This window comes from Pseudomonas sp. GD03858, from assembly GCF_029840925.1.
Taxonomy (GTDB): Bacteria; Pseudomonadota; Gammaproteobacteria; order Pseudomonadales; family Pseudomonadaceae; genus Aquipseudomonas.
Genome location: NZ_JAOCDM010000033.1, coordinates 1 through 16469 on the forward strand (window position 1 = coordinate 1; position 16469 = coordinate 16469).

The window sequence follows — 16469 nt, forward strand, 5'->3', positions numbered from 1 at the left end:
AAGGCCGCTCCTACAGGAGATCCGAGGCAAGCCCCGGCCGGGCGCCTCAGCTTGCCGGTTTAACCGCCCGCCACACCTTGCCCGCGACAGCAACCACCGCCAGCACCACAGCTCCCGCAATCACCCCCGCCACACCATTGAGTAACGCCCCGGTCAACGCCCCGCCCCGACCTTCGCTGAACGCCTCGATGGCGTGATGCAGCGGCGCGATGCCATGCACCAAGATGCCGCCACCGACCAGGAACATCGCCGCGGTGCCGATCACCGACAGGCTCTTCATCATGTACGGCGCGGCGCGCAGGATGCCGTTACCCACCGCCCGAGCCAGGCTCGAAGCCTTTTGCGTCATCCACAGCCCCAGGTCGTCGAGCTTGACGATGCCCGCCACCAGGCCATAGACGCCAATGGTCATGACCAGCGCGATGCCCGACAGCACGATGATCTGCTGGCTCAGCGGCGCATCGGCCACCGTGCCCAGGGTGATGGCGATGATCTCGGCGGAAAGAATGAAGTCGGTGCGCACCGCGCCCTTGATCTTGGTCTTCTCGTAAGCCACCAGGTCGATGTTGGCATCGGCCACGGCTTCCTTGCGCGCCTCGTGCTGAACCTGGTCCTCTGCCTTGCTGTGCAGGAACTTGTGCGCCAGCTTCTCGAAGCCCTCGAAGCACAGGTAGGCACCACCGACCATCAACAACGGCGTCACCGCCCAGGGAATGAACGCGCTGATCAGCAGCGCCGCCGGCACCAGGATCGCCTTGTTCAGCAGCGAGCCCTTGGCCACCGCCCACACCACCGGGAGTTCGCGCTCGGCACGCACGCCCGTCACCTGCTGAGCGTTGAGCGCCAGGTCATCGCCCAGCACCCCGGCGGTCTTCTTCGCCGCGACCTTGGTCATCAGCGACACATCGTCCAGCACCGTGGCGATGTCATCGATCAGCACCAACAGACTGCTTCCTGCCATGTTCTTCGATCCAAAGGGTCCAAAGCACCGATTCTAGCCGAAAGCGGCTGCCTTGAGCGCTCATCGGGGCCGGTGCTACCATGCCCGATCCCTCTCAGAGGCGGTCAGACCACGAGGAAGATCCCCGACAATGAGCACCATTCGCGAGCGCAACAAGGAACTGATCCTGCGCGCGGCCAGTGAAGAATTCGCCGACAAGGGCTTCGCCGCCACCAAGACCAGCGACATCGCGGCCAAGGCCGGGCTGCCCAAGCCGAACGTCTACTACTACTTCAAGTCGAAGGAAAACCTCTACCGCGAAGTACTCGAGAGCATCATCGCGCCGATCATGCAGGCCTCGACGCCGTTCAACGCCGACGGCGACCCCAAGGAGGTGCTGAGTTCGTACATCCGCTCGAAGATCCGCATCTCCCGCGACCTGCCCCACGCCTCGAAGGTGTTCGCCAGCGAGATCATGCACGGCGCGCCGCACCTTTCACCACGCCAGGTCGAGCAACTCAACGAGCAGGCGCGGCACAACATCGAATGCATCCAGCGCTGGATCGAGCGTGGGCAGATCGCCAACGTCGACGCGCACCACCTGATGTTCAGCATCTGGGCGGCGACGCAGACCTATGCGGATTTCGACTGGCAGATCGCCGTGGTGACCGGCAAGACCAAGCTGGCCGACAGCGACTATGACGCGGCGGCGGAGACGATCATCCGCCTGGTTTTGAAGGGCTGCGAGCCCGAGGCGGCCTGATAGGGCCAATGGGGCTGCTGTGCAGCCCGTTCGCGACACAAGGCCGCTCCTACAGAGGTTACGCATTTCCCTGTAGGAGCGGCCTTGTGTCGCGATGGGCCGCAGAGCGGCCCCAAAATGACGAGCCTTACGCAGCAACCCCCGCATCCGCCATCAGCCCCACCTCTTCGATCGCGCTGATCGCGCACTGCTCGTCGATATCCGACGTATCCCCGCTGATCCCGACAGCCCCCAGCACCTTGCCATCCTGATCACGGATCAGCACCCCACCCGGCACCGGCACCACCGGTCGCTCACCCAGCCCGTTCAGCGCGGCATAGAACGCCGGCCGCTGCTGTGAATCCAGCGCCAGCAGGCGCGATCCCTTGCCCAGCGCCACCGCCCCCCAGGCCTTGCCTATGGCCACCTGCGGGCGCAGCAAGGTGGCGCCATCCTCGCGCTGCAACGTCAGCAGGTGCCCGCCGGCATCCAGTACCGCGACGGTCAGCGGCGCGGCGTTGATCTTGCGCCCTGCGGCCAACGCGGCGTTTACCACACCGACAGCGTCTTTGAGGGTCAATGCGTTCATGGAAAGGTCCTCTTCTTGTTGTGAGAAGCCCTGAGGGCAGTTGAAAACCAGTAGACAGCATAGAACACAACAAAGACACCATTTGTATACAATTATCTGGATCAGTTTCGCCAGATGCGACGAAATGCCGCCTCATCGCCCAATGACTGCCCAGTCAACGCCGCCGACGAAAATGGATTGACCTTTTGCGCAGAGCATGAATACACTTTGCCGCAACGCAAGTTGTATACAATTACAAAATCGATGAGGCACAACCCATGAGCAAAATGAGAGCAATCGATGCAGCCGTTCTGGTCATGCGCCGTGAAGGTGTAGATACCGCGTTCGGCATTCCAGGGGCTGCCATCAATCCGCTGTACTCGGCCCTGAAGAAAGTCGGTGGCATCGATCACGTCCTCGCTCGCCACGTCGAAGGTGCCTCGCACATGGCCGAGGGCTACACCCGCGCCAACCCGGGCAACATCGGTGTGTGCATCGGCACCTCCGGCCCCGCCGGCACCGACATGGTCACCGGCCTGTACAGCGCCTCGGCCGACTCCATCCCGATTCTCTGCATCACTGGCCAGGCCCCGCGTGCGCGCCTGCACAAGGAAGACTTCCAGGCCGTCGACATCACCAGCATCGTCAAACCGGTGACCAAGTGGGCAACTACTGTACTGGAGCCGGGCCAGGTGCCCTATGCCTTCCAGAAGGCCTTCTACGAAATGCGCACCGGTCGCCCTGGCCCGGTGCTGATCGATCTGCCGTTCGACGTGCAGATGGCCGAGATCGAATTCGACATCGATGCCTACGAGCCGCTGCCAGTACACAAGCCACAAGCCAGCCGCGTACAGGCCGAAAAAGCCCTGGCCCTGCTCAATGACGCCGAGCGCCCGCTGCTGGTCGCCGGTGGCGGCATCATCAACGCCGACGCCAGCGACAAGCTGGTCGAGTTCGCCGAGCTGACCGGCGTGCCGGTCATCCCGACCCTGATGGGCTGGGGCTCCATCCCGGACGACCACCCACTGATGGTCGGCATGGTCGGCCTGCAGACCTCGCACCGCTACGGCAACGCCACCCTGCTCAAGTCCGACCTGGTATTCGGCATCGGCAACCGCTGGGCCAACCGCCACACCGGCTCGGTCGACGTCTACACCGAAGGCCGCAAGTTCGTGCATGTCGACATCGAGCCGACCCAGATCGGCCGCGTGTTCACCCCTGACCTGGGTATCGTCTCGGATGCCGGCAAAGCGCTGGACGTGTTCCTCGAGGTGGCCCGCGAATGGAAAGCCGCCGGCAAGCTCAAGGATCGCAGCGCCTGGCTGGAAGACTGCCAGCAACGCAAGTCGAGCCTGCAGCGCAAGACCCACTTCGACAACGTGCCGGTCAAGCCGCAGCGCGTGTACGAAGAGATGAACCAGGTGTTCGGCAAGGACACCTGCTACGTCAGCACCATTGGTCTTTCGCAGATCGCCGGCGCGCAGTTCCTGCACGTGTACAAGCCACGCCACTGGATCAACTGCGGCCAGGCCGGCCCGCTGGGCTGGACCATCCCTGCCGCCCTAGGCGTGGTCAAGGCCGATCCGAAGCGCAAGGTCGTCGCGCTGTCCGGTGACTACGACTTCCAGTTCATGATCGAAGAGCTGGCAGTCGGCGCGCAGTTCAACCTGCCGTACGTCCACGTGCTGGTGAACAACGCCTACCTCGGCCTGATCCGCCAGGCCCAGCGTGGTTTCGACATGGATTACTGTGTACAACTGGCGTTCGAGAACATCAATTCCACCGACGCCGCCACCTACGGTGTCGATCACGTCGCCGTGGTCGAGGGCCTGGGCTGCAAGGCCATCCGCGTATTCGAACCGGCCGACATCGCCCCTGCCCTGCTCAAGGCGCAGAAGATGGCCGAAGAGTTCCGCGTGCCGGTGGTGGTCGAAGTGATTCTCGAGCGCGTGACCAACATTTCCATGGGCACCGAGATCAACGCGGTCAACGAATTCGAAGACCTCGCCCTGGTCGGCAACGACGCGCCGACCGCCATCTCGCTGCTGGACTGATCGCCTGACGCCCCCGTGCCTTGCGCGGGGGTACTCAACGCAAGGAGACGACTTATGCCTCGCTTCGCCGCCAACCTGTCCATGCTGTTCACCGAACAGGACTTCCTGGCCCGCTTCAAGGCCGCCGCCGACGCCGGTTTCAGCGGCGTCGAATATCTCTTCCCGTACGATTTCAGCGCCGCCGAAATCAAGCAGCAGCTCGACGCCCACGGCCTGACCCAAGTGCTGTTCAACCTGCCTGCCGGCGACTGGTCGAAAGGTGAGCGCGGCATCACCTGCCATCCCGAGCGCATCGCAGAGTTCCGCGCCGGCGTCGACAAGGCCATCGAGTACGCCAAGGTGCTGGGCAACACCCAGGTCAACGCCCTGGCCGGCATCCGCCCCGAGGGCCTGGACTGCGCCACCGTGCGCAAGACCTTCGTCGACAACCTGCGCTACGCCGCCGACAAGCTCAAGGCCGCCGGGATCCGCCTGGTCATGGAAATGATCAATACCCGCGACATCCCCGGCTTCTACCTGAACACCACGAAACAGGCCCTGGAAATCCAGGCCGAGGTGGGCAGCGACAACCTGTTCCTGCAGTACGACATCTATCACATGCAGATCATGGAAGGTGACCTGGCGCGCACCCTGGAAACCAACCTGAAGCTGATCAACCACGTGCAGCTGGCCGACAACCCAGGTCGCCACGAGCCGGGCACCGGCGAGATCAACTACCGCTTCCTGTTCGAGCACCTGGACCGCATCGGCTACCAGGGCTGGGTGGGCGCGGAGTACAAGCCCAAGACCACCACCGAGGCGGGCCTGGGCTGGCTCAAGACCCATAACGCAATTTAAGGATGCACACGGTCCCTGTAGGAGCGGCCTTGTGTCGCGATGGGCTGCGCAGCAGCCCCCGGCAATCGCTGAAATGGCCGAAATCGTGGGGCCGCTTCGCGCCCCAATCGCGACACAAGGCCGCTCCTACAAGGGCCTGGTCGCCTGTTCATACAAATACAAAGAGGCAGAACTCTCATGGCTAAAATCGGTTTCCTCGGCACCGGCATCATGGGCAAGCCCATGGCCCAGAACCTGCAAAAAGCAGGTCACAGCATCTTCGTTTCCACCCACCACGACGCCGCTCCGGCCGACCTGATCGCCGCCGGCGCCGTGGCCCTGGCCAACCCGAAAGAGGTTGCCCAGGAAGCCGAGTTCATCATCGTCATGGTCCCGGACACCCCGCAGGTCGAAAGCGTGCTGTTCGGTGAAAACGGCGTCGCCGAAGGCGTCGGCCCGAACAAGGTGGTGATCGACATGAGCTCGATCTCCCCCACCGCCACCAAGGCCTTCGCCGAGAAGATCAAGGCCACCGGCGCCGCCTACCTGGACGCCCCGGTGTCCGGCGGCGAAGTCGGCGCCAAGGCCGGCACCCTGAGCATCATGGTCGGTGGCTGCCCGAAAGCCTTCGAGCGCACCCTGCCGCTGTTCGAGGCCATGGGCAAGAACATCACCCGCGTCGGTGGCAACGGTGACGGCCAGACCGCCAAGGTCGCCAACCAGATCATCGTCGCCCTGAACATCCAGGCCGTCGGCGAAGCCCTGCTGTTCGCTGCCAAGAACGGCGCGGATCCAGCCAAGGTGCGTGAAGCGCTGATGGGCGGCTTCGCCTCGTCGAAGATCCTCGAAGTGCACGCCGAGCGCATGATCAAGGGCACCTTCGATCCGGGCTTCCGCATCAACCTGCACCAGAAGGACCTGAACCTGGCCCTGCAAGGCGCCAAGGAGCTGGGTATCAACCTGCCCAACACCTCCAACGCCCAGCAAGTGTTCAGCACCTGCGTGGCGCTGGGCGGCGGCAACTGGGACCACTCGGCGCTGATCAAGGGCCTGGAGCACATGGCCAACTTCTCGATCCGCGACGAATAACCAGCTTCAAGCTGCCAGCTTCAAGCGGCAAGCAACATCAAGAGCAGATCTGCTTTTACTTGTAGCTTGTCGCTTGAAGCTTGCAGCTGCGAAGGGGCGCCCCTGGTTCGGCCTGCACGGAGGCAGTTCCAGGGGCGTTTTCGATTTTGCAGAACAACAAGAATCTGGGAGCCTGCCATGTCGGTCGATCCACAAAAACTCCTGCGCGAACTGTTCGACACAGCCATCGCCGCCGCCCACCCCCGCCAGGTGCTGGAACCCTATCTGCCCGCCGACCGCAGCGGCCGGGTCATCGTCATCGGCGCCGGCAAGGCCGCCGCCGCCATGGCCGAAGTGGTCGAGAAGAGCTGGCAGGGCGAAGTCTGCGGCCTGGTGGTCACCCGCTACGGCCATGGCGCCAGCTGCCAGAAGATCGAGGTGGTCGAAGCCGCCCACCCGGTCCCCGATGCCGCCGGCCTGGCCGTGGCCAAGCGCGTGCTCGACCTGGTCAGCAACCTGAGCGAAGACGACCGCGTCATCTTCCTGCTGTCCGGCGGCGGCTCGGCCCTGCTGGCCCTGCCCGCCGAAGGCCTGACCCTGGCCGACAAGCAACAGATCAACAAGGCCCTGCTCAAGTCCGGCGCCACCATCGGCGAGATGAACTGCGTGCGCAAGCACCTCTCGGCGATCAAGGGCGGCCGCCTGGCCAAGGCCTGCTGGCCAGCCACCGTCTACACCTACGCGATTTCCGACGTGCCCGGCGACCTCGCCACCGTCATCGCCTCCGGCCCCACCGTGGCCGACCCGAGCACCTCGGCCGACGCCCTGGCGATCATCAAGCGCTACAACATCGACGCGCCCAAGGCCGTCATCGACTGGCTCAACAACCCAGCCTCCGAGACCGTCAAGGCCGATGATCCGGCCCTGTCCCGCAGCCACTTCCAGCTGATCGCCAGGCCCCAGCAGTCGCTGGAGGCCGCCGCGGTGAAGGCACGCCAAGCTGGCTTCAGCCCGTTGATCCTCGGCGACCTGGAGGGCGAGTCGCGCGAAGTGGCCAAGGTGCATGCTGGCATCGCCCGGCAGATCGTCCTGCACGGCCAACCGCTCAAGGCACCCTGCGTGATCCTCTCCGGCGGCGAGACCACCGTCACCGTGCGCGGCAACGGCCGTGGTGGGCGCAACGCCGAGTTCCTGCTCAGCCTCACCGAAAGCCTCAAGGGCCTGCCGGGCGTGCATGCCCTGGCCGGCGACACCGACGGCATTGATGGCTCGGAGGACAACGCCGGCGCCTTCATGACCCCGGACAGCCATGCCCGCGCCGAGGCCCTGGGCCTGTCGGCCAGCGATGAATTGGACAACAACAACGGCTATGGCTACTTCGCCGCCCTCGACGCGCTGATCGTCACCGAGCCGACCCGCACCAACGTCAACGACTTCCGTGCCATCCTGATCCTCGAGACTCCGCAATCATGACGCCTGATAAAAAAGTCAAAATCCTCGCCACCCTCGGGCCTGCGATCAAAGGCATCGATGACATCCGCCAACTGGTCGAGGCCGGAGTGAACATTTTCCGCCTCAACTTCAGCCACGGCGAACACGCCGACCACGCCCTGCGCTACCAGTGGATCCGCGAAGTCGAGCAGCAGCTCAACTACCCGCTGGGCATTCTCATGGACCTGCAGGGGCCGAAGCTGCGCGTCGGCCGTTTCGCTGACGGCAAGGTCCAACTGCAACGCGGCCAGGCCCTGCGCCTGGACCTGGACAAGACCCCGGGCGACAGCCGTCGGGTCAACCTGCCGCACCCGGAGATCATCGCCGCGCTGGAGCCGGGCATGGACCTGTTGCTGGACGACGGCAAGCTGCGCCTGCGCGTCATCGCCAAGCACAGCGACGCTATCGACACCGAAGTGCTGGCCGGTGGCGAGCTGTCCGACCGCAAGGGCGTCAACGTGCCCCAGGCGGTGCTGGACCTCTCCCCGCTGACCGAGAAGGACCGCCGCGACCTGGCCTTCGGTCTGGAGCTGGGGGTGGACTGGGTGGCGCTGTCGTTCGTCCAGCGTCCCGAGGACATCGTCGAGGCACGTCAACTGATTGGCGAGCGCGCCTACCTGATGGCCAAGATCGAGAAGCCCTCGGCGGTCGAGCAGCTGCAGGCCATCGCCGAGCTGTCCGACGCGATCATGGTCGCCCGTGGCGACCTGGGCGTGGAAGTGCCGGCCGAGAGCGTGCCGCAGATCCAGAAGCGCATCATCGGCACCTGCCGCCAGCTGGGCAAGCCGGTGGTGGTGGCCACCCAGATGCTCGAATCCATGCGCTTCTCCCCGGCCCCGACCCGCGCTGAAGTCACCGACGTGGCCAATGCCGTGGCCGAAGGCGCGGACGCGGTGATGCTGTCGGCCGAGACCGCCTCGGGTGACTACCCGCTGGAAGCGGTGCAGATGATGAGCAAGATCATCCGCCAGGTGGAGAATGGCCCGGACTACCAGGCCCAGCTCGACGTTGGCCGACCGAAGGCCGAGGCCACCGTGTCGGACGCCATCAGCTGCGCGATCCGTCGTATCAGCGGCATCCTGCCGGTGGCGGTGCTGGTCAACTACAGCGAGTCGGGGGCCTCGACCCTGCGCGCCGCCCGTGAGCGCCCGCGCGCGCCGATCCTCAACCTGACGCCGAACCTCAACACCGCCCGCCGCCTGAGCGTGGCCTGGGGCGTGCACTCGGTGGTCAACGACCGCTTGCGCCAGGTCGACGAAGTCGTCTCCACCGCGCTGGAAATCGCCCAGGCGCAAGGCATGGCCAGCCGTGGCGACACGTTGCTGATCACCGCCGGTGTGCCTTTCGGCAAGCCGGGTTCGACTAACACCTTGCGAATCGAGACCTTGGTTTGAGATCGCCAGGGGCGCTCTGCGCCCCTTTCGCGACACAAGGCCGCTCCTACAGGGATCGCACCCAGGCATGAATACACGATCCCTGTAGGAGCGGCCTTGTGTCGCGATTGGAGGGCGCAGCCCTCCCCGTACACCGCTACAACAGAACTGCGGAAAACCGAGGCCCAAAGAGGCCCACCGCTCCCCCACTCACCTTGCCGACTGCCCATGTACACCAAGAATTTCGTCAACCCGTGCCCCGACTGGGCCACGGCTTTGCTCAACGGTTTCAGCCAGGTGCTGCTGCTGCGCAACCCCCTGTGCGGCCTGTGCTGCCTGCTGGCCATCCTGCTGACCGCGCCGAACCTGGTCGGCGGCGCCCTGCTCGGCGCCCTCGCCGGCCTGCTCACCGCCCAGCGCCGAGGCTACGATCGCGCCGACCGGCAAGCCGGGCTGTACTGCTACAACGGCGTGCTGATCGGCATCCTGATCAGCGCCGTGCTGCCCTGGTCGGCCATCCTGCCGCCGCTGATCCTCGCCGCCGGCGGCCTGTCGAGCATGCTCACCCACCAGTGGCGCAAGCGTGGCGGCAAGCTGCTGATCGCCTATACCGCACCGTTCGTGCTACTCGGCTGGGCCGCCCTGCTGCTGGCCGAGCCATCGGCCAGTGGCCCGGTCGCAGCCGACCCGGTGTACGCCCTGCTGCGCGGCGTCGGGCAGATCTTCCTGCTCGACAAGCCCATGGCCGGCCTGCTGATCGTGGTTGGCATGTACATCGCCAACCCCTATGCCGCCACCTGGGCAGTGATCGGTTCGGCGCTCGGTGGCGGTATCGCGCTGCTGGCCGGTGAAACGCACGCCGCCTGGCTGGGACTGTACGGTTTCAATGCCGCCCTGGCGGCGCTGGCCTTCAGTCGCCAGGGCGAAAAGCCTCGGATCACCTTGCTCGCCATCGCCTGCGCCCTGTTGCTGCAACCGCTGTTCAACCTGCTGCCGATCGCCGGGCTCACCGCGCCTTTCGTCACGGCTTGCTGGCTGATGCACCTGGGCAATCATCTGGCCCAGCTCAACCAACGCCGTAACGCCCCTCGCTTGCACAGCTGAAACGCAGCCCCTAGGCTCTGCCCATTCGCACAATGGAACGCGCCCATGGATAACCCCTCGAGCCTGCGCGAGCGGCTCTACGTCATCGTCTTCCAGACCGACACCGTCGCTGGCAGGCGCTTCGACAAGATTCTCCTGCTGATCATTCTCGCCAGCCTGGTCACGGTGATCCTGGACAGCATCGACGAGGTCCACCAGGGCTATGCCGGCCTGCTGGCCGGCATAGAGTGGGGGTTCACGGCGATCTTCCTCGCCGAATACATCACCCGCCTGTACTGCTCGCCCAAGCCCCTGCGCTATGCCTTCAGTTTTTACGGACTGGTCGACCTGCTGGCCATCGTGCCGGGCATCCTGGCCCTGTACTACAGCGACGCGCAGTACCTGCTGATCATCCGTGTGGTCCGCATGCTGCGCATCTTCCGCGTGCTCAAGCTCAGCCCCTACCTGAAGCAGGCCCACTACCTGCTGGCGGCATTGCAGGGCAGCAAGCAGAAGATCATCGTGTTCCTGGTCAGCGTGTCGACCCTGGTCACCGTGTTCGGCACCCTGATGTACGTGATCGAAGGCCCCGAGCACGGCTTCACCAGCATCCCCAAGGGCATCTACTGGGCGATCGTCACCCTGACCACCGTGGGCTTCGGCGATATCGTGCCCAAGACCCCGCTGGGGCAGGTGCTGTCATCGCTGGTGATGATCACCGGTTATTCGATCATCGCCGTGCCCACCGGGATCTTCACCGCTGAACTGGCCAATGCCCTGCGTGGGGAACAGTTGCAGCACGATTGCCCGACGTGCGCCAAGCAGCATCACGAACATGGCGCGGCATTCTGTTCGCGCTGTGGCAATGCGTTGTTTCCCAAACAACCGGCACAGGACCTGTAGGAGCGGCCTTGACCAGTTCACCTTGCCGAGGCGTCGGACCGGTCGGAAAGGGGCGCGTAGCGGCCCCAGGATTTGTGGTCGACGCAAGATTGCTGGGGCTGCTTTGCAGCCCTTTCGCGACACAAGGCCGCTCCTACAGGGGACGTAAGCGTCTGGCAGTCTTGCGCCAGGCATAACCAAAGACTGTTTTGTTCTTTAACCCGCGCGAAACCACCCGCTATAGTCGCTGGCAAATCGCCAACCCTTTGAACCAGAACAAGGAATGCCCCAGTGAAAAAACTCTTCAGCGCCTCGCTGCTCGCCGCGGGCCTGGCCCTGGGCAACCTCGCCCAGGCCGCGCCGACCCTGCTCAACGTCTCCTACGACGTGATGCGCGACTTCTACAAGGACTACAACCCGGCCTTCCAGAAGCACTGGGAGAAAGAGCACAACGAGAAGGTCAACCTGCAGATGTCCTTCGGCGGCTCGAGCAAGCAGGCACGCGCGGTGATCGATGGCCTGCCGGCCGATGTGATCACCATGAACATGGCCACTGACATCAATGCCCTGGCCGACAACGGCAAGCTGGTGCCGGACAACTGGGTGACCCGCCTGCCGAACAACAGCGCGCCGTTCACCTCGGCCACCGTGTTCATCGTGCGCAAGGGCAACCCCAAGGCGCTGAAGGACTGGCCGGACCTGCTCAAGGACGGCGTGCAGGTGATCGTGCCCAACCCCAAGACCTCGGGTAACGGCCGCTACACCTACCTCTCGGCCTGGGGTTACGTGCTCAAGCAAGGCGGTGACGAGGCCAAGGCCCGCGACTTCGTCGGCAAGCTGTTCAAGCAGGCGCCGGTGCTCGACACCGGTGGCCGCGCCGCCACCACCACCTTCATGACCAACCAGATCGGCGACGTGCTGGTGACCTTCGAGAACGAGGCCGAGATGATCGCCCGCGAGTTCGGCCGCGACCAGTTCGAAGTGGTCTACCCGAGCGTGTCGGCCGAGGCCGAACCGCCGGTGAGCGTGGTCGACAAGGTGGTGGCCAAGAAAGGCACCCAGGCCGTGGCCGAGGAATACCTGAAGTACCTGTGGTCGCCGCAGGCCCAGGAGATCGCCGCGAACAACTACCTGCGCCCACGTGATGCCAGCGTGCTGGCCAAGTACACCGACCGCTTCCCGAAAGTCGACTTCCTGTCGGTGGAAAAGACCTTCGGCGACTGGCGCACCGTGCAGAAGACCCACTTCAACGACGGTGGCGTGTTCGACCAGATCTACACCAACAAGTAACCGCCGCTCTCAGGGTCAGACCTGAGGGAGCGGTTCTGTGGTAGCGGCTCGTGGGAGCGGGCTTGCCCCGCGATAGAGCCAGCCCAGGCAACACTGTCGTTGCCTCCGTCGCCATCGCGGGGCAAGCCCGCTCCCACGCACCTTCCAGTATCAATAAGGGTCAGGCCTGCTGGTGGAAAACCAGGGCTTTGAGCCCACCCTGCGGATCCGCATCGGGAAACTCCGGCGGATTCTCCAGCCGCTCGACGAACACCAGTCCCGGCGCCTGCTCGGCCATGCCATCGACGAGAAACTGCGGCCCGATCCCCGGATCGTTGACGCAGGCCAGCACCGTGCCGCCTTCGTTCAGCAACTCCGGCAAACGACGGAGGATCTTGGCGTAGTCCTGGGTCAGCACGAAGCTGCCGCGCTGGAAGGTCGGCGGATCGATGATGATCAAGTCATATGGCCCGTACTTGCGCACCTTGCCCCACGACTTGAACAGCTCATGCCCCAGGTACGCGACCCGCGAGGCGTCATGGCCATTGAGCCGGTGATTGTCGCGGCCCCGCGACAATGCCGACTTGGCCATGTCCAGGTTGACCACCTGCTCGGCGCCACCGGCGATCGCCGCCACCGAGAAGCCACAGGTATAGGCGAACAGGTTCAGCACACGCTTGCCGGCCGCCTGCTCACGCACCCAGCGCCGACCGTAGCGCATGTCGAGGAACAGGCCGTTGTTCTGGCGCACGCCCAGGTCGAGCAGGTACTTCAGGCCATCTTCGACCACTTCGCGCTGCTGGCAAGGCTCTCCCAGCAACCACTGGCCGGGGCTATCGGGCAGGTAGCGATGCTGCAGGAGGATCGCCTGGCCAGTCCATTGCGGGCGTTCTGCCAGGGCTCGCAGCATGGCTTCGAGTTCCGCCAGCTGGCCTGCGGGCGGCTCGCGGAACAACGCCACCGACAGCACACCGTCGAGCCAGTCGACGGTGATCTGCTCCAGTCCTGGCCAGCAGCGGCCACGGCCATGGAACAAGCGGCGCGTTTCCACTGGCGTGGGGTCGAGGGCGGCGAGCAGGTGCTGCTCGAGGGTGGCGATGGCTGAGGTCATGTCGGCTACGGTCAGGCAAAAGAACGCCATTCTACCCGCTCAGGCCGGCGTCCGACCGCCATCGATGAAGGGAATGGATGGGTTTGCCGCATTTTTGTCGCTTTTCTTGCTCGCCGTTCGCCAGGGATAGTGAGCCATCGCACTCAGCATCAAGGAACCCATCCATGCCTGCCCTCAAGATCGAATTCTTCCACGATGTCGTCTGTGGCTGGTGCTTCGTTCTCGCCCCAAGGCTCAGGCAGTTGCAGGAGGAACTGGACCTGGATATCCAGCACCGCACCTTCATCCTGCAGACCAGCCGCGACGCGATGATCGAACGCTTCGGCTCGATGCCCCAGGCCAAGCAGACCATTCTCGATCACTGGCGCGCCTGCGCCCAGGCCGAGGACGTCAAACGCATCGATATCGAAGGCATGCGCCGACAACACTTCGAGTACCCTTCCGGGCTGCTGGCCGGCCTGGCATGCCAGGCAGCCACCGTGCTGGCCGGCAACGAAGGCCATGGGCGGATGTTCGATCGCCTGCAGGAGGCCCATCTGGTGCAAAGCCGCAACATCGGCGACCACGACACGGTGCTGAGCATCGCCGCCGAGGCGGGCTTCGACCCACGGGCCTTCGCCCTGGCCTTCCACGACCAGGCACCACAGTTGCTCGACCAGGCGCTCACCCGCGGCGAGCGCCTGGGCATCACCTCGGTGCCCAGCCTGGTCATCGAGGATCGCTACCTGCTACCCGGCGCCCTGGACCTCGATGCCCTGCGCAGTGCCATCGCCCAGGTTCGCAACGGCGTCAGATGAAGATGCTGCCGCGCAAGTACAACGCACCCCGCCCACTGATGATCACCCGGCCGTTGCCCGGCACCTCGCAGTGCAACTGACCCTTGCGTGCCCCGCCCTGCTCGCAGTTCAAGCGGCGCTGACCCAGGCGCTCGGCCCAGTACGGCGCGAGCGAGGTGTGCGCTGAACCTGTGACCGGGTCCTCGTTGACGCCCACCCGTGGCCCGAACCAACGGCTCACGAAGTCGAAGCCGCGCCCCGGCGCCGTTACCGCGATGCCCCGCACAGCGAACGCGGACAAGGCCACGAAGTCCGGCTTCAGCGAATCGAGCTGCGCGGCATCGTCGATCACCAGCATGTAATCGTCGGTCCGGTACAACGCCCTGGCCTCGTTCAGGCCCAGGGCCGCCAGCAACTCAGGCTCCATCGCCACGGCAACCGGCTGCTTGGCCGGAAAGTCCATGGCCAGCAGGCCGTTGTCCGAGCGACTGACCCGTAATTCGCCGCTGCGAGTGTTGAAGCGCAGCACCTGGGCACGCTCGCCCAGTTGCTCGAACAGCACCCAGGCGGCCGCCAGCGTCGCGTGGCCGCACAGGTCGACCTCCACTGCCGGGGTGAACCAGCGCAGGTCGAAACCCTCGCCGTTGCGGACGAAGTAGGCGGTCTCGGACAGGTTGTTCTCTTCAGCGATGCGCTGCAGCACATCGTCGGCCAGCCAGCGCTCCAGCGGGATCACGGCGGCAGGGTTGCCGCCGAACGGCGTGGCGGAAAAGGCATCGACCTGGAATATCTCGAGTTGCATGCAAAAGGCTCCTCAATGCCCGGCACGGCGCCGGGCAGGTATCGAAAAAGGATCAGGTCCGCACCGGCGTCAGCACCGGCTCGCCGGCGAAGAACGCCTGCAGGTTGCGCAGCACCAGGGTGACAGTATCCCGCGCAGCCTCCGGCGACTGCCCCGCCACATGGGGCGTGAGTACGGTGTTGCCCAGCCGCTTGAGCGCATCGGGCACGGCGGGTTCGTCGTCGAACACATCCAGCGCCGCCCCTGCTATTACGCCTTGCTGCAAGGCGTCGACCAGGGCCTGGGTATCGACGACGCTGGCACGGGCGATATTGACCAGGTAGCCCTCGGCCCCCAGCGCCTCGAGCACCCTGGCATCCACCAGGTGCCGAGTGCCAGGGCCTCCAGGCGTGGCGACCACCAGGATGTCCACGGCATCGGCCAGGTGCAGCGGGCTGTCGTACCAGGTGTAGGGCACCTCGGCACGCGGGGCTCGGCTGTGATAGCTGACGTTCATGTCGAAGCCCAAGGTCGCGCGCCGGGCGATGGCCTGGCCGACAGCGCCCAGACCGATGATCCCTAAGCGCTTGCCGCTCACCGATGGGCTGATCACCCGGTTCCACTCACCCCGGCGCGTGCTGGCATCGGCCCTGGGAATATCACGCAGCAGCGCCAGCAGCAAAGCCATGGCATGGTCGGCCACGGGGCCAGCGTTGGCGCCAGCGCCGTTGGTGACGGTGATGCCGCGCGCGGCAGCGGCGGCCAGGTCGACCTGCTCGTAGCCGGCGCCAATCACGCAGATGATCCGCAGCTTGCTCAAGGTGTCGATTTCCGCAGCGCTCAGACCCAGCGGGCCACGGGTAAGGACCGCATCGATCTCGTCGGCATGACGGGCGATGGCGTCGGCACGCATTTGTGGCGACGGGGCACGGATCAGGCGATAACCGGCCTGTTCCAATATCGGCAGATAGTCATCGACGGTTTCCACCAGCACCAGGACTGTCTTGCTCATGCCACCCTCCGATTGAATGCGAAGGGGGATTATGCCAGCAGTTGGCTTCGCCGGCCCTATCGCGGGCCAATGGCAATTATTGTCCGAACGCCCTGCCCAGCCCGCCTGGCACACCGCTGCTGTCGGTTTCCTGCCAGGGTCCGCTGGGGCTCAACGACCAGCTCCAGCCATTGTTCCAGCGGTAGTAGGTACGTTGGCGATAGAACGTGTTGGGCTGCTTCTCCAGCACATACACGCCCAGCTTCGGATCCCAGTGGCTGGCGCCGCCGGGCGGCGGTGCGAAGCTGGCGGAAGTCCGTGGCATGGGCTTGGGAATGGCCGCCGGCTTGCTCGGCTGGCGTCCAGGCTGGCCGCCCGGCAGCGGCTTGACCACCGGCCCCTGGTGGGGCGGCGGCGTGGTCTCGATCGGCGGCAACGGTTCACGCTCCGCCGGCTGGTGCACCGTACACGCGGACAGACCCAGGGCCAGGGTGATCAGGGTCAGGCGGACGGTGCTGTTCATG

16 protein-coding genes are annotated in these 16469 nt (G+C 65.0%); 10 read left to right on the top strand and 6 right to left on the bottom strand.

The features are described 5' to 3' along the window. Positions 1 to 46: 46 nt before the first annotated feature. Positions 47 to 961, bottom strand: a complete 915-nt coding sequence (locus N5D48_RS11350) for a DUF808 domain-containing protein (protein ID WP_279884153.1) — start codon at positions 959 to 961, stop codon at positions 47 to 49. A gap of 130 nt (positions 962 to 1091) precedes the next feature. On the opposite strand from N5D48_RS11350, the gene N5D48_RS11355 reads away from it, so the two are divergent. Continuing rightward, positions 1092 to 1703: a TetR/AcrR family transcriptional regulator gene (locus tag N5D48_RS11355; protein WP_279884155.1), complete on the top strand. Its 612-nt coding sequence runs from the start codon at positions 1092 to 1094 to the stop codon at positions 1701 to 1703. 127 nt (positions 1704 to 1830) lie between these two features. On the opposite strand, the gene N5D48_RS11360 is transcribed toward N5D48_RS11355, so the two are convergent. Next, positions 1831 to 2271 carry a heme-binding protein gene (locus N5D48_RS11360; protein ID WP_279884157.1) on the bottom strand — a complete coding sequence of 147 codons (441 nt, stop codon included), beginning with the start codon at positions 2269 to 2271 and terminating at the stop codon, positions 1831 to 1833. 257 nt (positions 2272 to 2528) lie between these two features. Between N5D48_RS11360 and gcl the strand changes: the two genes are divergently transcribed. From gcl to N5D48_RS11400, 8 genes are all read left to right on the top strand, one after another. Continuing rightward, the gene (gcl, locus tag N5D48_RS11365; protein ID WP_279884159.1) at positions 2529 to 4304 is read left to right on the top strand and encodes a glyoxylate carboligase; all 1776 of its coding nucleotides are present in this window, start codon (positions 2529 to 2531) and stop codon (positions 4302 to 4304) included. A gap of 54 nt (positions 4305 to 4358) precedes the next feature. Beyond that, positions 4359 to 5141 carry a hydroxypyruvate isomerase gene (gene hyi, locus N5D48_RS11370; protein WP_279884161.1) on the top strand — a complete coding sequence of 261 codons (783 nt, stop codon included), beginning with the start codon at positions 4359 to 4361 and terminating at the stop codon, positions 5139 to 5141. Between the two features lie 177 nt (positions 5142 to 5318). Further along, positions 5319 to 6209, top strand: coding sequence for a 2-hydroxy-3-oxopropionate reductase (locus N5D48_RS11375; RefSeq protein WP_279884162.1), 891 nt, complete (start codon positions 5319 to 5321; stop codon positions 6207 to 6209). A gap of 177 nt (positions 6210 to 6386) precedes the next feature. Further along, positions 6387 to 7661 (top strand): glycerate kinase, encoded by a 1275-nt coding sequence (locus N5D48_RS11380; protein ID WP_279884164.1) that lies wholly within the window; start codon positions 6387 to 6389, stop codon positions 7659 to 7661. Then, positions 7658 to 9073 (top strand): pyruvate kinase, encoded by a 1416-nt coding sequence (pyk, locus tag N5D48_RS11385; protein ID WP_279884166.1) that lies wholly within the window; start codon positions 7658 to 7660, stop codon positions 9071 to 9073. Before N5D48_RS11380 ends, pyk begins: the two co-directional genes overlap by 4 nt. Before the next feature lie 207 nt (positions 9074 to 9280). Further along, positions 9281 to 10156 (top strand): urea transporter, encoded by an 876-nt coding sequence (locus tag N5D48_RS11390; protein WP_279884168.1) that lies wholly within the window; start codon positions 9281 to 9283, stop codon positions 10154 to 10156. 45 nt (positions 10157 to 10201) lie between these two features. Continuing rightward, positions 10202 to 11038: an ion transporter gene (locus N5D48_RS11395; protein ID WP_279884170.1), complete on the top strand. Its 837-nt coding sequence runs from the start codon at positions 10202 to 10204 to the stop codon at positions 11036 to 11038. 270 nt (positions 11039 to 11308) lie between these two features. Further along, the gene (locus N5D48_RS11400) at positions 11309 to 12307 is read left to right on the top strand and encodes a sulfate ABC transporter substrate-binding protein (protein ID WP_279884172.1); all 999 of its coding nucleotides are present in this window, start codon (positions 11309 to 11311) and stop codon (positions 12305 to 12307) included. 160 nt (positions 12308 to 12467) lie between these two features. Here N5D48_RS11400 and N5D48_RS11405 read toward each other — a convergent pair whose 3' ends face one another. Continuing rightward, the gene (locus N5D48_RS11405) at positions 12468 to 13397 is read right to left on the bottom strand and encodes a class I SAM-dependent methyltransferase (protein ID WP_279884173.1); all 930 of its coding nucleotides are present in this window, start codon (positions 13395 to 13397) and stop codon (positions 12468 to 12470) included. Positions 13398 to 13561: 164 nt separating this feature from the next. Between N5D48_RS11405 and N5D48_RS11410 the strand changes: the two genes are divergently transcribed. After that, positions 13562 to 14194 (top strand): DsbA family protein, encoded by a 633-nt coding sequence (locus tag N5D48_RS11410; protein WP_279884174.1) that lies wholly within the window; start codon positions 13562 to 13564, stop codon positions 14192 to 14194. On the opposite strand, the gene N5D48_RS11415 is transcribed toward N5D48_RS11410, so the two are convergent. From N5D48_RS11415 to N5D48_RS11425, 3 genes are all read right to left on the bottom strand, one after another. Then, positions 14187 to 14975, bottom strand: coding sequence for a PhzF family phenazine biosynthesis protein (locus N5D48_RS11415; RefSeq protein ID WP_279884176.1), 789 nt, complete (start codon positions 14973 to 14975; stop codon positions 14187 to 14189). The genes N5D48_RS11410 and N5D48_RS11415 overlap by 8 nt on opposite strands. Positions 14976 to 15027: 52 nt before the next feature. Further along, positions 15028 to 15966, bottom strand: coding sequence for a 2-hydroxyacid dehydrogenase (locus tag N5D48_RS11420; protein ID WP_279884178.1), 939 nt, complete (start codon positions 15964 to 15966; stop codon positions 15028 to 15030). Between the two features lie 76 nt (positions 15967 to 16042). Beyond that, positions 16043 to 16468 carry a hypothetical protein gene (locus N5D48_RS11425; RefSeq protein ID WP_279884180.1) on the bottom strand — a complete coding sequence of 142 codons (426 nt, stop codon included), beginning with the start codon at positions 16466 to 16468 and terminating at the stop codon, positions 16043 to 16045. Position 16469: the final 1 nt, after the last annotated feature.

What these genes read in the sequence shown, in the direction of transcription:
- N5D48_RS11350 (WP_279884153.1), bottom strand. Translation starts at nt 961, where the DNA reads ATGGCAGGAAGCAGTCTGTTGGTGCTGATCGATGACATCGCCACGGTG.
- N5D48_RS11355 (WP_279884155.1), top strand. Translation starts at nt 1,092, where the DNA reads ATGAGCACCATTCGCGAGCGCAACAAGGAACTGATCCTGCGCGCGGCC.
- N5D48_RS11360 (WP_279884157.1), bottom strand. Translation starts at nt 2,271, where the DNA reads ATGAACGCATTGACCCTCAAAGACGCTGTCGGTGTGGTAAACGCCGCG.
- gcl (WP_279884159.1), top strand. Translation starts at nt 2,529, where the DNA reads ATGAGCAAAATGAGAGCAATCGATGCAGCCGTTCTGGTCATGCGCCGT.
- hyi (WP_279884161.1), top strand. Translation starts at nt 4,359, where the DNA reads ATGCCTCGCTTCGCCGCCAACCTGTCCATGCTGTTCACCGAACAGGAC.
- N5D48_RS11375 (WP_279884162.1), top strand. Translation starts at nt 5,319, where the DNA reads ATGGCTAAAATCGGTTTCCTCGGCACCGGCATCATGGGCAAGCCCATG.
- N5D48_RS11380 (WP_279884164.1), top strand. Translation starts at nt 6,387, where the DNA reads ATGTCGGTCGATCCACAAAAACTCCTGCGCGAACTGTTCGACACAGCC.
- pyk (WP_279884166.1), top strand. Translation starts at nt 7,658, where the DNA reads ATGACGCCTGATAAAAAAGTCAAAATCCTCGCCACCCTCGGGCCTGCG.
- N5D48_RS11390 (WP_279884168.1), top strand. Translation starts at nt 9,281, where the DNA reads ATGTACACCAAGAATTTCGTCAACCCGTGCCCCGACTGGGCCACGGCT.
- N5D48_RS11395 (WP_279884170.1), top strand. Translation starts at nt 10,202, where the DNA reads ATGGATAACCCCTCGAGCCTGCGCGAGCGGCTCTACGTCATCGTCTTC.
- N5D48_RS11405 (WP_279884173.1), bottom strand. Translation starts at nt 13,397, where the DNA reads ATGACCTCAGCCATCGCCACCCTCGAGCAGCACCTGCTCGCCGCCCTC.
- N5D48_RS11410 (WP_279884174.1), top strand. Translation starts at nt 13,562, where the DNA reads ATGCCTGCCCTCAAGATCGAATTCTTCCACGATGTCGTCTGTGGCTGG.
- N5D48_RS11415 (WP_279884176.1), bottom strand. Translation starts at nt 14,975, where the DNA reads ATGCAACTCGAGATATTCCAGGTCGATGCCTTTTCCGCCACGCCGTTC.
- N5D48_RS11420 (WP_279884178.1), bottom strand. Translation starts at nt 15,966, where the DNA reads ATGAGCAAGACAGTCCTGGTGCTGGTGGAAACCGTCGATGACTATCTG.
- N5D48_RS11425 (WP_279884180.1), bottom strand. Translation starts at nt 16,468, where the DNA reads ATGAACAGCACCGTCCGCCTGACCCTGATCACCCTGGCCCTGGGTCTG.